The sequence below is a fragment of the Pseudomonas baetica genome (assembly GCF_051216495.1).
Taxonomy (GTDB): domain Bacteria; phylum Pseudomonadota; class Gammaproteobacteria; order Pseudomonadales; family Pseudomonadaceae; genus Aquipseudomonas; species Aquipseudomonas baetica_B.
Genome location: NZ_JBPKAM010000004.1, coordinates 86,409 through 100,441 on the forward strand (window position 1 = coordinate 86,409; position 14,033 = coordinate 100,441).

Genomic DNA, 14,033 nt, shown 5'->3' on the forward strand with positions numbered 1-14,033 from the left:
ACCCTGCGAGAGGGTTGCCGGATTTGTGGTGAGGGAGCTTGTCGAAACGTCGCACCGTCCCGCTCAGCTGCGCAGCAGTCGCAAAATCTTCGAATGGAAAGTGGGGCGGCTGCGCCACCCAGCGGGAGCAAGCTCCCTCGCCACAATAGAGCGTGCAGCGTAGGATACCCGCCATGTTTTCTCAGTCTTGTTACCGGAGTTGCCCATGAGCGCCGTCAATCGCGCAGCGGTGGAAGCCGTCCTTCGCCAATACACCGACCCTTATTTGAACCAGGATCCAGTCAGCGCCGGGTGTGTGCGCAACATCGACATTCAGGGCGACCGCGTCAATGTCCAGCTCGAACTGGGCTACGCCGCCGGTCTGTTCAAGAGCGGTTGGGCGCAGTTGCTGCAAATGGCAATCGAAGGTCTGGACGGCGTGATGTTGGCCCGCGTCGAGGTCGCCAGCGTGATTGCCGCACATAAGGCTCAGGCGCAGATTCCGGGCCTGGCCAACGTCAAGAACGTGGTCGCCGTGGCTTCGGGCAAGGGCGGTGTGGGCAAATCCACCACTGCCGCGAACCTGGCGTTGGCACTGGCTCGAGAAGGCGCCAAGGTCGGGATTCTGGACGCGGATATCTATGGTCCGAGCCAGGGCATCATGTTCGGCATTCCGGAGCGCACCCGTCCTGAGGTCAAGGACCAGAAATGGTTCGTTCCGCTCAAGTCCCATGGCGTCGAAGTGATGTCGATGGCATTCCTGACCGACGACAACACACCGATGGTCTGGCGCGGACCGATGGTTTCCGGCGCCCTGTTGCAACTGGTGACCCAGACCGCATGGGGCGACCTGGATTACCTGGTGATCGACATGCCGCCAGGCACCGGTGACATTCAACTGACCCTGGCGCAGAAAGTCCCGGTGGCGGGTGCGGTCATCGTTACCACACCACAGGACCTGGCCTTGCTCGACGCGCGCAAGGGCGTGGAGATGTTCCGCAAAGTCAACATCCCGGTGCTGGGCGTGGTGGAAAACATGGCCGTGCACATCTGCTCCAATTGCGGACATGCCGAGCATCTGTTCGGTGAGGGCGGTGGCGTGAAACTGGCCAACCAGTACGGGGTCGAGTTGTTGGCTTCGTTGCCGCTGTCGATGGTCATCCGCGAGCAGGCCGATGGTGGCAAGCCGACGGTGATCGCCGAGCCGGACAGCCAGATCGCGATGGTTTACCAGGAGCTGGCGCGTCATGTCGGCGCGCGGATCGTGCTGCAGGAAGCGGCGACACCGGCGATGCCGAACATCACCATCAGCGACGATTGATGATCTGAAAAGCTGTTCCCTGTGGGAGCGAGCCTGCTCGCGAAAGCGGTTTAACATTCAACAAGTTAGTTGACTGGCATACCGCATTCGCGAGCAGGCTCGCTCCCACATAGGTTTTGTGCAGTCTTTAGATGCGCAAACCGCCATCCATCTCAAGAATCCGGCCGGTGTAGTAGTCGTTCTCGAAAATGTACGCCGCCGAATGGGCGATCTCTTCCGGCTTACCCATGCGCTTGAGCGGGATACCGGACGTCATTTTCTCCAGTGCTTCGGGCTTCATGCCCAGGGTCATTTCGGTTTCGATGAAACCCGGTGCAATGCCCGCCACGCGGATGCCGTAGCGCGCCAGCTCCTTGGCCCAGGTCACGGTCGCGGCGGCGACACCGGCCTTGGCGGCGGAGTAGTTGGTCTGACCGACGTTGCCGGCACGGGAAATCGACGAGATATTGATGATCGCTCCGCTGTTGTTCAGCTCGACCATTTTCGCCGCGACTTCGCGGGTGCACAGGAACACGCCAGTCAGATTGACGTCGATGACCGCTTGCCACTGGGCCAGGCTCATCTTGGTCATCTCGCCATCCTTGACCTTAAGCAGCAGACCGTCGCGCAGGATGCCGGCGTTGTTGATCAAGCCATGGATCGCACCGAAGTCTTGCGCGACCTGGGTGACCATGTGGGTCACTTGCTCTTCGTTGGCCACGTTGCACAGGTAGGCGCGGGCTTCAACGCCTTGGGCCTTGCAGGCGGCCACGGCGTCGTCGAGTTTTTCCTGATTGAGGTCGACCAGCGCCAGTTTCGCGCCTTTGGCGGCGAAATACTCGGCCATGGATCGCCCCAAACCCTGGCAACCGCCGGTGATAATGATTACTTTGTCAGTGAGTTGCATTCGCGTGCCCCGGTGTCGGATCTGAGTTGTTTTTCTTCTAGAGAGCCTCTCGACCTGCGCCTGACGTGGCCTGGCTGCACACGAGAACTGCCCCGATGGCGTACTGGAACTTTCATCAGTCGCCCGTCCGTTTTTCTGACGGATTCTATATAAGGAGTCATAAATTGAGCATTGAAGTTGCCAAGCATGCACGAGAATTGCTGCTCAAGGAATACCGCGGAGTCCTGTCGACGCTCTCCAAGGCCATGCCCGGTTTTCCGTTCGGCTCCGTGGTTCCTTATTGCCTGGACGGGGAGGGCCGGCCGCTGATCCTGATCAGCCGCATAGCCCAGCACACCCACAACCTGCAAAAGGACCCGAAATGTTCGCTGCTGGTGGGCGAGCGCGAAGCTGAAGACGTGCAGGCCGTCGGGCGCCTGACCTACCTGGCCGAGGCCCAGCGAATCGAGGACGAGGCCGCTATAGAAGCCGCTGCGGAGCGCTACTACCGTTACTTCCCCGATTCGCGCAATTATCACAAAGCCCATGATTTCGATTTCTGGGTGCTGCAGCCGGTGCGTCACCGTTACATCGGCGGTTTCGGGGCTATCCACTGGGTTAACGACCTGATCCTGGCCAACCCCTTCGCGGGCAAGGCCGAAGTGAGCATGGTCGAGCACATGAACGCCGATCACGCCAAGGCCATTGCGCACTACGTCGATCTGGCGGGGCTGCCGAAAACCGCACCGGCGCAAATGGTCGGTATTGATACTGAAGGTATGCACCTGCGCATCGGCCAGGGCGTCTATTGGTTGCCTTTCCAAACCTCCTGTAATACGCCGACACAAGTCCGCGAAGCCTTGGTTTTCCTGGCTCACGCCGAACATTGGCCGAAAAATGAAGTGGCCGACGCTTGAATTCACGAAACGGCGACGTCATCTAAGGTGAACTGGCAAGGCTTTCTTGCGTTGAGGAACCATTTGATGCGCCCTTTTTTGTTGCTCTTTCTGCTGTTCCCGGTGTTGGAGCTGTTCGTATTCGTCAAAGTGGCAGGGGCTATCGGGTTTTTCCCGGCCCTGTTGCTGATCATTCTTGGCTCGATGTTCGGTGTGTTTGTGCTGCGGGTCGCCGGCCTGGCGACCGCACTGCGCGCCCGTGAAAGCCTGAACCGCGGCGAACTGCCCGCCCAGACCATGCTCGAAGGCCTGATGCTGGCGCTGGCCGGTGGCTTGTTGATCCTTCCGGGCTTTATCAGCGACGTGGTCGGCCTGATCATGCTGCTGCCGATCAGCCGTCGTCTGCTGGCCAATAAAATGCGCCAGCGCGCCGAGGAACAGGCGATTCGCCAACGTGCATTCGCCGATGACCTTCAGCCCCGAGGCGGCCCTTCGCCACGCGAGCCACTGGGCCGCGAGCCCGACGTGATCGAAGGCGAATTCGAACACCGCGACAGCAAGTAACTTCTCGCATCGACACGGCACCTTCGGGTGCCGTGATCGTTTGCGGGGCATCGACATGAAAAATTTTCGATACCCACCCTTGTAATAAGCTTATGCGCCCTTATGTAACGGTCACCGCAAGGTTTCTGGCGATTACGCCAGACAGACTTCCGCGGTTCGCTTGACGAACCGCACCCGGCGCCGCCGGACTTTGTTAAACCCGCCGGGACTACACCGGCCGATGAAAACCACAATTAGGAGAGATCGACAATGAAGCTTCGTCCTCTGCATGACCGCGTCGTCATCCGTCGCAGCGAAGAAGAAAAGAAAACCGCTGGCGGTATCGTCCTGCCAGGTTCGGCTGCTGAAAAAGCCAACCACGGTGAAGTTCTGGCTGTCGGCACTGGCCGCGTGCTGGAAAACGGTGAAGTGCGTGCACTGTCCGTCAAGGTGGGCGACAAGGTTGTGTTCGGTCCTTACTCCGGCAGCAACACTGTGAAAGTCGACGGCGAAGACCTGCTGGTAATGAGCGAGAACGAAATCCTCGCTGTTATCGAAGGCTGATTCCCCGCTCATTTTCCCGTTACTACAAAGTATTTAAGGAATATCGATCATGGCTGCTAAAGAAGTTAAATTCGGCGATTCCGCCCGCAAGAAAATGCTCGTTGGCGTCAACGTCCTGGCTGACGCGGTAAAAGCGACCCTGGGCCCGAAAGGCCGTAACGTGATCCTCGAGAAGAGCTTCGGCGCTCCGACCATCACCAAGGACGGCGTTTCCGTAGCCAAAGAGATCGAACTGGAAGACCGTTTCGAGAACATGGGCGCGCAGCTGGTTAAAGACGTTGCCTCCCGTGCCAACGATGATGCGGGCGACGGCACCACCACCGCTACCGTTCTGGCTCAGTCGATCGTCAACGAAGGCCTGAAAGCCGTCGCTGCCGGCATGAACCCGATGGACCTGAAGCGCGGTATCGACAAAGCGACCATCGCGATCGTCAAAGAACTGAAAGCTCTGTCCAAGCCATGCGCTGACACCAAGGCCATCGCTCAGGTAGGCACCATCTCCGCCAACTCCGACAACTCCATCGGCGACATCATTGCCGAAGCCATGGACAAAGTCGGTAAAGAAGGCGTGATCACCGTTGAAGAAGGCTCGGGCCTGGAAAACGAACTGTCGGTTGTAGAAGGCATGCAGTTCGACCGTGGCTACCTGTCCCCATACTTCGTCAACAAGCCGGACACCATGGTTGCCGAGCTCGATGGCCCGCTGATCCTGCTGGTCGACAAAAAGATCTCGAACATCCGCGAAATGCTGCCAGTACTGGAAGCCGTTGCCAAAGCCGGCCGTCCACTGCTGATCGTGGCCGAAGACGTTGAAGGCGAAGCCCTGGCGACTCTGGTTGTGAACAACATGCGTGGCATCGTCAAAGTCGCAGCCGTCAAGGCTCCAGGCTTCGGCGACCGTCGCAAGGCCATGCTGCAGGACATCGCCGTTCTGACCGGCGGTACCGTGATCTCCGAAGAGATCGGCCTGAGCCTGGAAAGCACCACCCTGGAGCACCTGGGCAACGCCAAGCGCGTGACCCTGTCCAAGGAAAACACCACTATCGTTGATGGTGCTGGCGTTCATACCGACATCGAAGCCCGTGTTGCTCAGATCCGTGCCCAGGTTGCCGAAACTTCCTCGGACTACGACCGTGAAAAACTGCAAGAGCGTCTGGCCAAGCTGTCCGGCGGCGTTGCAGTGATCAAGGTTGGCGCTGGCTCCGAAGTTGAAATGAAAGAGAAGAAAGCCCGCGTTGAAGACGCCCTGCACGCTACCCGTGCAGCCGTTGAAGAAGGCGTGGTGCCTGGCGGTGGCGTGGCCCTGATCCGTGCTCTGGAAGCACTGACCGAACTGAAAGGCGACAACGCCGATCAGAACGTGGGTATCGCTGTTCTGCGTCGCGCTGTTGAAGCGCCACTGCGTCAGATCGTTGCCAACTCCGGCGACGAGCCAAGCGTAGTGGTCGACAAGGTCAAGAACGGCAAAGGCAGCTTCGGCTTCAACGCTGCGACTGGCGAATACGGCGACATGATCGAAATGGGAATCCTGGACCCAACCAAGGTTACCCGTTCGGCTCTGCAAGCCGCAGCCTCGATCGGCGGTCTGATCCTGACCACCGAAGCCGCTGTAGCTGATGCACCGAAGAAAGACGCTCCAGCTGGCGGCGGCATGCCAGACATGGGCGGTATGGGCGGCATGGGCGGCATGATGTAAGCCAGCCTTACCCCGATGCGAAAAACCCCGTCTGCGAAAGCAGGCGGGGTTTTTTATTGCCCGGATTTCTGATGTTCACATCGGACCGGTGTGGGAGCGAGCCTGCTCGCGAAAGCGGTTTTACATTCAACAACGGCGTTGGATGACACTCCACCTTCGCGAGCAGGCTTGCTCCCACATGGATCACATTTCAGGCACTGACAGGTTCTGCCTCAGTTGCCTGCTCGGATTTCGATGCGGGCCGATACAAAATCCAGTAATACGCCCCCAGGCAAATTAACCAGCAGAACACCGCCGTCCACACGTTGTGTGAAAAAAAGTGCGCGCCCTGCATCATCCTGCCGATGGAAAACACCGAACCCAGAGCGAAGGCGAAGACGAACGCCGCGCGGGCCAGTCGTGGGCGACGGTCGCGCAAGACGAAAAACAGCGCAAACAGGGTGAAACCGGTCGCCGCATGACCGCCGGGCCAGCAGCGGCCCGGTTTATCGGTTTGCGGGCGCGGGCTGAGCAATTCACTGTAGGTTTCGTGTCCGCCGAACTGTTCGAGGCTCCACGGGCACTGTACCGCCGTCACCGCTTTCATGGGGGTGACAAAGGACGTCGCCAGGCCCAGCGATAGCACGAGGCAACCCAACTCCCGTTTGAATGGCTTGAGCCGGGCCATGAAGAACGAGCCGATAAAACCGAGGATGGCCAACACCGAGAAGGCAATGACCACTTGCTTGGCACGGTCATGCAGGATGGTTTCGAGGAAGTAACTGTGCCGCCCGATAAAGCCCCCTGCGGCCGGGTCGTAGAACAGCTTGGCCAGGTCCATGTCCAGCGAAGTCAGTTCGAGCAGGACCAACATGATTGCCGTAACGGCGGGCACACCCAGGCACAGCCAAGGATTGAGTGGGCGGGAGGCGGGGAGGACGGAGGTCGAAACCATTGGCAGTTCCTGGGGCGGTGAAGTGACTGAAGAGCGCAACCGCGCGGAGTTTGAGCTCGCGCCTGTCGCCAGCCTGTGAACCGATAGTGAAAAAATCGTGAAGTACTGAACCGTTTTTTCACTGGATAGGCAACTGCACACAATGCCTAGCCGTGAGCCACACTTGGCCTTAAGCTGCGCGGGCCAAGACGGCCGTTTCTGTGTACGGAGAAGATGCCCATGCGAATTTTATTGGTTGAAGACAACCGCGATATCCTGGCCAATCTGGCCGACTACCTGGGGCTCAAAGGCTACACCGTGGATTGTGCGCAGGACGGCTTGTCGGGTTTGCACCTGGCGGCTACCGAGCATTACGATCTGATCGTGCTCGACATCATGTTGCCCGGCATCGACGGTTACACCCTGTGCAAACGCCTGCGCGAAGATGCCCGCCGTGACACGCCGGTGATCATGCTCACTGCCCGCGATCAGCTGGATGACCGGCTGCAAGGCTTTAAGTCCGGTGCCGACGATTACCTGATCAAACCTTTTGCCCTGTCAGAGCTGGCTGCGCGAGTCGAAGCGGTCATGCGCCGCACCCAGGGTGGCGGGCGCCGTACCTTGCAAGTCGGCGATCTCAGTTATGACCTGGACACGCTGGAGGTCACCCGCGAAGGCCGGATGCTCAAACTCAACCCGGTCGGCCTGAAGTTGCTGGCGGTGCTGATGCAGAAAAGTCCTCACGTATTGCGCCGCGAAATTCTCGAAGAGGCGTTGTGGGGCGATGATTGCCCGGACAGCGATAGTCTGCGCAGCCATGTCCATCAGTTACGCCAGGTGATCGACAAGCCGTTCGCCAAACCGTTGCTGCACACCGTACACGGTGTGGGTTACCGCTTGGCCGAGGGGCGTGATGGAGTTTAAACAGAGCCTTTCTCAACGGATCATCATTGCCTTTGCACTGATGAGCGCACTGGTGGCGGGCGCCTTTGCAATGGGCATCGTGGCGACTGTGCACCTGGTGGAGGAAAAACTGATTTCAGCGGGCCTGGGCGGAGACCTTCAACGTCTGTTGCTGATGGATAGCGTCTCTGACTGGAGTCATCGCCCTGAGCCGGACCAGTTGTTCTACTTCAGCGGTGGACCGGGCGATTTCGAGCTGCCCAAGGATCTGCGGCACCTGGATCCGGGGTTTCACGAGGTGTTCCGTGAGCAGCTGTCATACCACGCCATGGTCGAAGTCGTAGACGGACGGCGCTATGTGCTGCTTCAGGACCAAAGCGACTTCGAAGAGCGCGAGCGGGTCCTGTTCGCCGTAGTGCTGGTGGGCTTTGTGCTCAGTCTGGCGCTGGCGGTATTCCTCGGATGGGTTCTGGCCCGAAAGGTCATGGCGCCGGTTGTACGGCTGGCCCGTCAGGTGCGTCATCGTGATCAGTTGCTGGGTTTGGCGCCACCGCTGGCACCGGATTACGCCGCCGATGAGGTGGGCGAGCTGGCGGTCGCCTTCGACGCAACCCTCGGGCGCCTGCGCCAGGCATTGACCCGGGAGCGCATGTTTACCAGTGACGTGAGCCATGAGTTGCGCACACCGTTGATGGTGCTGGCCAGTTCCTGTGAGTTGCTGCTGGAAAACCCTGCAATTGATCGGCGCGGTCGCGCTCAGGTCGAGCGGATCGCCCGCGCCAGTTCAGAAATGCGCGAACTGGTGCAAACCTTTCTGATGCTCGCTCGTGCCCAGCGCGAAGACGCCAGCATGTCACCACAGCAAACGCTGGGTGAAGTGGCTGACGGGTTGATCAGTCTGTGGCGCGCTCCGATCCAGGCCAAAGGGCTGGTGCTGATTTTCGAGCCAGGCAAGCCACAGGACACGCGTTTCAACGCCACATTGCTGCATGCGGTCATGGGTAACCTGCTGCGTAATGCGTTGCACTACACCGAGCAAGGCTTCATTCGCCTGACGCTGTCGGCCAGTGGTTTCGTGGTCGAGGACAGTGGTGTGGGTATTCCCGAAGAGAAGCGTGAAGCGATGTTCGAGCCCTTCGTGCGAGGCAACGAGAAACGCGGGGAGGGCCTGGGCTTGGGGCTGTCGTTGGTACAACGGATCTGTGAGAACCAGGGGTGGAGTGTCAGCCTGACCAACATGGAGCCCAATGGCTGTCGTTTTCAAGTGGAGCTGTATACGTCCAAAGCGGATTGATCGGCGAAACAAGGGCTATGCTGGTGGGTAGTACTGCTGTGTAAAACCTCGAAACGATTGAGGGTTTTACATGACAAATTTTTCACAAATGCATGACCTGACACTGACAAGACGCTGCCTAAGGTGGTCGTCATCAGAAGTACAGGAGACCTTGATGATGGCCGGCCCGATCAAACTTGATTTTTCCGAGAAATACGACGATCAACACGCGCAACAGTACCTGCTCAAACATCAGGATGGCGTCAGTCGTAAATTGTCCCATTGGCGTGACGAGCAACTGGCGCGCAAGGCGCTGACGCTGGTCGGTGAGCCGGGCCTGGTGCTCGATCTGCCATGCGGCGCGGGACGTTTCTGGCCGTTGCTGGCGGAAAAACCCAACCGGGTGATCATCGGCGCCGACAACTCCGAGTCGATGCTGAAGATCGCCACGCACGCGCAACCGGCCGATGTGGTGAAACGGGTACAACCCTTGCAGACTTCTGCATTCGACATCGCCTTGCCTGATAACGCCGTCGACAGCATTTTCTGCATGCGGTTGCTCCACCACATCGGTGAAGCCGAGCATCGACGGGTCATTTTGCGTGAATTCGAGCGCGTCACCCGTGACAGTGTGATCCTCTCACTGTGGGTGGATGGCAATTTCAAGGCCTGGAAGCGCAAACGCCTTGAAAAAACGCGTGGGCAAGTCGGTTACCAAAATCGATTTGTGTTACCGGCTGCTACGGTAGAACAGGAATTTGAGGAAGCGGGTTTCCGAATTCAGGAACGTCTGGACTTTTTACCGCTCTATGCCATGTGGCGAGTTTACGTATTACGCAAGAGGTAACAGGATGGCAGTGCAGTGTGCAGCAGGATCGGACGTTGTTTCCCAGGATCGCTTCGACTTTTTCTGGAATCAGCGGGGCGAATGGGTGGAAGCGCCCAATGTTCGTCGCGGGGGAGAAAGTGGCGTGGAGCGTGTCATGGGCAGTGATGGCCAACTGCTCTACGCCAAGCGCCAGACCGGACATACTTACCGTAGCCTGTTGCACCCGTTCGGTCGGCCGACGGTATTGCGCGAGCGTGATGCACTGATCGGTGTTGGTCTGCTGGGTGTCAGTGTCCCGGAAATCGTTTTTTGCGGTGCGCAGCGCGATCCGGTGCACAAGTGGCGCGCATTGCTGGTCACCAAATCACTGGACGGCTTCCTGGAACTCGAACACTGGTACGCCGCTGGCGCGCGTGAGCGTCACGGCGAAGCAGTTCACGACAGAGTATTAAAAGCATTGGCCGAGAACCTGGCCCGCATGCACAAGGGCCGTTGGCAGCACAGTTGCCTCTATATCAAGCATGTATTTGTACGCGTAACCGGGGATGGCGAGGCTGCAAAGGTCGAGGTCGCCCTGATCGATCTGGAAAAATGCCGGCAGCGTTTGAGCGCTCGGCAGGCGGCACTCCATGACATGAAGCAGTTGCGTCGCCACTCGTCATTCACCCCGACGGATTGGGAAAAACTCGTCTACTTTTATAAGACGGCGTTTGGCAGCGCTATCAAAGGTTTATAGCAATGAAACTCGAAGTTGCGCGAGGTTTGTTTTTGGTAGGAGCCTTGGCAGTTGCTTCACTTGCGGTGGCTGCCTGGGAGCAGCCGCGCACGCAGGTTCTTGGTTTAGGGAGTGGTGAGCATTGCCCACTGCCACGGGTTGCCAAATCATCCGTGGCCACTCAGCCCGATCATGATTTATTGCTGTTCATCTTCGGACTCTCTCAAGGATTGAGGCCGCAAAGTTGAAAAGATTGAAGCCCAAATAAAAGGCCTCGCTGATGCGAGGCCTTTTTTGTTGAGTTCGAATCGTTCGAGATCCATTGTGGGAGCCTTTGTGGCGAGGGGATTTATCCCCGTTGGGTGGCAAAGCCAACCCAAAACCTGCAACAGCGGTGTATCAGTTACACCGAGTGCACCGGTTTTACGACTGCTGCGCAGTCGAACGGGGATAAATCCCCTCGCCACAAAGGCTCGCTCCCACAGGGGTTATGGGTGTTCGTGGGATTTATCGGGTTTTGCCAGCAAGGTGTAGACACACGGCAACACAAACAACGTAAACAGCGTACCAATCGACATCCCGGTCGCGATCACCGTACCGATATCGAACCGGCTGACCGCTCCCGCGCCCGTGGCGATGATCAATGGCACCATGCCGAATACCATCGCGGCGGTCGTCATCAGCACAGGACGCAGGCGGATGGACGCAGCTTCCTCAACGGCCTCGCGGGGTGTCAGGCCTTTGTCCTTGCGCAGCTGGTTGGCGAACTCGACGATCAGGATCCCGTGCTTGCTGATCAGGCCGATCAGTGTCACCAGCCCGACCTGGGTGTAGATGTTCATGCTCGACCAGCCGAGGAATAGCGGGATCAGCGCGCCGCAGATCGACAGTGGCACCGTCACCAGAATCACCAGCGGGTCGCGGAAGCTTTCGAACTGGGCCGCCAGCACCAGGAAAATGATGGCCAATGCCAGGGCAAAGGTGACCCACAATGCGCTGCCTTCCTGCACGTATTGTCGCGATGCGCCGGCGTAGTCGATGGCAAACCCTACCGGGGCTTCCTCCCGGGCGATCTGGCGAACGGTGTCGATGGCTTCGCCCATGCTGACCAGTGGTACGCCGGAAAGAATGGCCGAGTTGAGTTGCTGGAACTGGTTCAATTGCCTTGGTCGCGCCCGGTCCTTTACGGTGATCAGGGTCGACAGGGCCAGCAGTTCACCCTGGGTGTTCCTGACATAATAATTGTTCAGCCAGTCAGGGTTATCCCGGTAGGGGCGTTCAACCTGGGCGATGACTTTGTAACTGCGACCTTCGATGGTGAAACGGTTGATTTCCGCTTCACCCAGCAAAGTCGCCAGTGTTCCGCCCAGATCTTGCATCGACACGCCCATTTGCGCGGCCTTGGCGCGATCGATATCCACCACGACTTCGGGTTTGTCGAACGCCAGATCGACGTCGACGAACGCGAACTTGCCGGACTCCAGAGCGCGTTTTTTCACCCGGTCCACCACTTGCAGCAGCAATTCGTAGTCGTTGGCGGTGTTGATGACGAACTGAAACGGCAGTCCTTCGCCAGTACCTGGCAAGGAAGGCAGGTTGAAGCCGAAAATCTGCAGCCCCGGAATACCCTCAAGCTTGGCCTGAACCTCGGGCAGGATCTGCATCTGGGTCCGGCTGCGCTCGTTCCAGGGTTTGAGCAGGAAACCGCCAATGCCCGATTGCACGCCGTTGAAGCCGTTGATCTGGAACGAGGAGTAGTACTCGGGAAACGCCTTGAAGATCGAGATGAACTCGTCGGTGTAGGTGTTCAGGTAGTCGAGGTTGGTCGGTTGCGGGGCGTTGGCCATCATGAAAATGATGCCCTGGTCCTCATCCGGCGCCAGTTCCGACTTGGTGAATTTGAGCAGCACCGGGATCAGGCACAGCACGATGACGGCAAACACCAGCACCACCGGCCGGGTATTGAGTGTGCCGTGCAGCAGGTGTTGGTAGCGGCGCTTGAGGTTTTCGAAGATCAGGTCGAGGCGATGTGCCAGTCCGCTCGGGTTTTCGTCATGACGCAGCAGGAAAGCGCACATCATCGGTGACAGCGTCAGGGCAACGATGCCGGAAATCACCACGGCACCGGCCAGGGTCAAGGCGAACTCCTTGAACAGCGCCCCGGTAAGCCCTGTCAGGAAACCGATCGGCGCGTACACCGCGGCCAGTGTGATGGTCATCGACACGACCGGCATGGCGATTTCCCGGGCGCCTTCGAGGGCAGCATCCAGCGGCGTCTTGCCTTCCTCGATGTGCCGGTGGATGTTTTCCACCACCACGATGGCGTCGTCCACCACCAGGCCGATGGCCAATACCATCGCCAGCAGCGTCAGCAGGTTGATCGAGTACCCCATCATCTGCATGAAGAACATCACACCGATCATCGACAGTGGGATGGTGACCACCGGGATCACCACAGAGCGCAGCGCTCCCAGAAACAGGAACACCACCACAATCACGATCAGCACCGCTTCGAACAGGGTTTTCACCACTTCATCGATCGACGCCTGGATGAACAGCGTGGCGTCATAGGCGATTTCCCCCTTGAGGTTCGGCGGAAGCTGGGCCTCAAGGTCCGGCATGATCTTGCGCACTTCCTTGATCACGTCGAGCGGGTTGGCGCCGGGCGTGGCCTTGATGCCGATGTACACCGAGGGTGTTCCGCCGAAGGAGCTGATGGTGTCGTAGTTTTCCGCGCCCATCTCGACCCGGGCGACATCGCGCAGCAGCACGCGGCTGTCACCGTCGACCTTGAGCGGGATCGCCGCGAAGGCCTCGGCGGATTTGAGTTCGGTGCTGGCGTTGATGCTGGTGACCACGTACTCGCCTTTCACTTCACCGGCGGCGGAGAGAAAGTTGTATTGGCGCACGGCGTTGGTCACGTCGCTGGCACTCAGGCCGAAACCGGCGAGCTTCACCGGGTCCAGCCACAGACGCATCGCGAATACCTGGTTGCCGAGAATCTCGGCTTCGGCCATGCCTGGCAAGGTCGCCAGTTTCGGCTGGATGACCCGTGACAGGTAGTCGGTGATCTGCGGGTTGCTCAATTCCTTGCTGAAAAAACTGATGTACATCAGCGCCGAGGCGTCGGCGGCTTCCTTGCTCAGGACCGGGTCTTCGGCGTCCTGGGGCAGCTGGTTCTTGACCTCGTTGGCCTTGGCCAACAGTTCGGTGAACAAACGGTCGCTATTGGCACCGATGCGCGCATAGATCGAGATCACCGAGAAGTTCTGGCGACTGACCGAGGTCATGTAGTCGATGCCTTCGGCGCTGGCCAGGCTCTGTTGCATCGGTTGGGTGATGTAGCCCTGGATGGTTTCCGCGTTGGCCCCGGGGTACGCGGTGGTCACCGTGATCAGGGCGTTTTCCATTTGCGGGTACTGGCGCAGCGGCAACTTGCTCCAGGCCTGGAAGCCCAGAAGCACGATCAGCAGGCTGACCACGGTGGCGAGCACCGGGCGGCGGATGAACGGATCAGTAAAAGCCATTGGAGGTTC

13 protein-coding genes are annotated in these 14,033 nt (G+C 58.9%); 10 read left to right on the forward strand and 3 right to left on the reverse strand.

Features of this window, described 5'->3' with window-relative positions:
• The first annotated feature begins 205 nt into the window (after window positions 1-205).
• Window positions 206-1,300 (forward strand): iron-sulfur cluster carrier protein ApbC, encoded by a 1,095-nt coding sequence (apbC, locus tag ACSFE6_RS03440; RefSeq protein ID WP_435426276.1) that lies wholly within the window; start codon window positions 206-208, stop codon window positions 1,298-1,300.
• A 127-nt stretch (window positions 1,301-1,427) separates the two neighbouring features.
• Here apbC and ACSFE6_RS03445 read toward each other — a convergent pair whose 3' ends face one another.
• Window positions 1,428-2,186 (reverse strand): SDR family oxidoreductase, encoded by a 759-nt coding sequence (locus tag ACSFE6_RS03445; RefSeq protein WP_435426277.1) that lies wholly within the window; start codon window positions 2,184-2,186, stop codon window positions 1,428-1,430.
• A 164-nt stretch (window positions 2,187-2,350) separates the two neighbouring features.
• On the opposite strand from ACSFE6_RS03445, the gene ACSFE6_RS03450 reads away from it, so the two are divergent.
• The 4 genes from ACSFE6_RS03450 to groL all read left to right on the forward strand — a co-directional run bounded on the left by ACSFE6_RS03450 (window position 2,351) and on the right by groL (window position 5,864).
• Window positions 2,351-3,082 carry a HugZ family protein gene (locus tag ACSFE6_RS03450; RefSeq protein ID WP_435426278.1) on the forward strand — a complete coding sequence of 244 codons (732 nt, stop codon included), beginning with the start codon at window positions 2,351-2,353 and terminating at the stop codon, window positions 3,080-3,082.
• A gap of 66 nt (window positions 3,083-3,148) precedes the next feature.
• The gene (locus ACSFE6_RS03455; RefSeq protein WP_435426279.1) at window positions 3,149-3,625 is read left to right on the forward strand and encodes an FxsA family protein; all 477 of its coding nucleotides are present in this window, start codon (window positions 3,149-3,151) and stop codon (window positions 3,623-3,625) included.
• 249 nt (window positions 3,626-3,874) lie between these two features.
• A complete protein-coding gene (locus ACSFE6_RS03460; protein ID WP_427577009.1) occupies window positions 3,875-4,168 on the forward strand; it encodes a co-chaperone GroES in 294 nt (97 codons plus the stop codon).
• A gap of 49 nt (window positions 4,169-4,217) precedes the next feature.
• Window positions 4,218-5,864: a chaperonin GroEL gene (groL, locus tag ACSFE6_RS03465; RefSeq protein ID WP_435426280.1), complete on the forward strand. Its 1,647-nt coding sequence runs from the start codon at window positions 4,218-4,220 to the stop codon at window positions 5,862-5,864.
• Between the two features lie 190 nt (window positions 5,865-6,054).
• Here groL and ACSFE6_RS03470 read toward each other — a convergent pair whose 3' ends face one another.
• Window positions 6,055-6,798, reverse strand: a complete 744-nt coding sequence (locus ACSFE6_RS03470) for a phosphatase PAP2 family protein (RefSeq protein ID WP_435426281.1) — start codon at window positions 6,796-6,798, stop codon at window positions 6,055-6,057.
• A 219-nt stretch (window positions 6,799-7,017) separates the two neighbouring features.
• Here ACSFE6_RS03470 and colR point away from each other — a divergent pair, with 219 nt between their 5' ends.
• The 5 genes from colR (at window position 7,018) to ACSFE6_RS03495 (ending at window position 10,745) form a co-directional block, all read left to right on the forward strand.
• Window positions 7,018-7,701 (forward strand): two-component system response regulator ColR, encoded by a 684-nt coding sequence (gene colR, locus ACSFE6_RS03475; protein WP_435426282.1) that lies wholly within the window; start codon window positions 7,018-7,020, stop codon window positions 7,699-7,701.
• On the forward strand, window positions 7,691-8,974 hold the full coding sequence (locus ACSFE6_RS03480; protein WP_435426283.1) for a sensor histidine kinase: 1,284 nt from the start codon (window positions 7,691-7,693) through the stop codon (window positions 8,972-8,974). The genes colR and ACSFE6_RS03480 overlap by 11 nt, the downstream gene beginning before the upstream one ends.
• A gap of 157 nt (window positions 8,975-9,131) precedes the next feature.
• Complete coding sequence (locus ACSFE6_RS03485) at window positions 9,132-9,800, forward strand: class I SAM-dependent methyltransferase (protein WP_435426305.1); 669 nt, start codon at window positions 9,132-9,134, stop codon at window positions 9,798-9,800.
• Between the two features lie 4 nt (window positions 9,801-9,804).
• On the forward strand, window positions 9,805-10,518 hold the full coding sequence (locus ACSFE6_RS03490; RefSeq protein ID WP_435426284.1) for a lipopolysaccharide kinase InaA family protein: 714 nt from the start codon (window positions 9,805-9,807) through the stop codon (window positions 10,516-10,518).
• 2 nt (window positions 10,519-10,520) lie between these two features.
• A complete protein-coding gene (locus ACSFE6_RS03495; RefSeq protein WP_435426285.1) occupies window positions 10,521-10,745 on the forward strand; it encodes a hypothetical protein in 225 nt (74 codons plus the stop codon).
• Between the two features lie 240 nt (window positions 10,746-10,985).
• Here ACSFE6_RS03495 and ACSFE6_RS03500 read toward each other — a convergent pair whose 3' ends face one another.
• Window positions 10,986-14,024 (reverse strand): multidrug efflux RND transporter permease subunit, encoded by a 3,039-nt coding sequence (locus ACSFE6_RS03500; protein WP_435426286.1) that lies wholly within the window; start codon window positions 14,022-14,024, stop codon window positions 10,986-10,988.
• Window positions 14,025-14,033: the final 9 nt, after the last annotated feature.

Coding starts and splice junctions, on each gene's coding strand:
- apbC (WP_435426276.1), top strand. CDS start 206: ATGAGCGCCGTCAATCGCGCAGCGGTGGAAGCCGTCCTTCGCCAATAC.
- ACSFE6_RS03445 (WP_435426277.1), bottom strand. CDS start 2,186: ATGCAACTCACTGACAAAGTAATCATTATCACCGGCGGTTGCCAGGGT.
- ACSFE6_RS03455 (WP_435426279.1), top strand. CDS start 3,149: ATGCGCCCTTTTTTGTTGCTCTTTCTGCTGTTCCCGGTGTTGGAGCTG.
- ACSFE6_RS03460 (WP_427577009.1), top strand. CDS start 3,875: ATGAAGCTTCGTCCTCTGCATGACCGCGTCGTCATCCGTCGCAGCGAA.
- groL (WP_435426280.1), top strand. CDS start 4,218: ATGGCTGCTAAAGAAGTTAAATTCGGCGATTCCGCCCGCAAGAAAATG.
- ACSFE6_RS03470 (WP_435426281.1), bottom strand. CDS start 6,798: ATGGTTTCGACCTCCGTCCTCCCCGCCTCCCGCCCACTCAATCCTTGG.
- colR (WP_435426282.1), top strand. CDS start 7,018: ATGCGAATTTTATTGGTTGAAGACAACCGCGATATCCTGGCCAATCTG.
- ACSFE6_RS03480 (WP_435426283.1), top strand. CDS start 7,691: ATGGAGTTTAAACAGAGCCTTTCTCAACGGATCATCATTGCCTTTGCA.
- ACSFE6_RS03485 (WP_435426305.1), top strand. CDS start 9,132: ATGGCCGGCCCGATCAAACTTGATTTTTCCGAGAAATACGACGATCAA.
- ACSFE6_RS03490 (WP_435426284.1), top strand. CDS start 9,805: ATGGCAGTGCAGTGTGCAGCAGGATCGGACGTTGTTTCCCAGGATCGC.
- ACSFE6_RS03495 (WP_435426285.1), top strand. CDS start 10,521: ATGAAACTCGAAGTTGCGCGAGGTTTGTTTTTGGTAGGAGCCTTGGCA.
- ACSFE6_RS03500 (WP_435426286.1), bottom strand. CDS start 14,024: ATGGCTTTTACTGATCCGTTCATCCGCCGCCCGGTGCTCGCCACCGTG.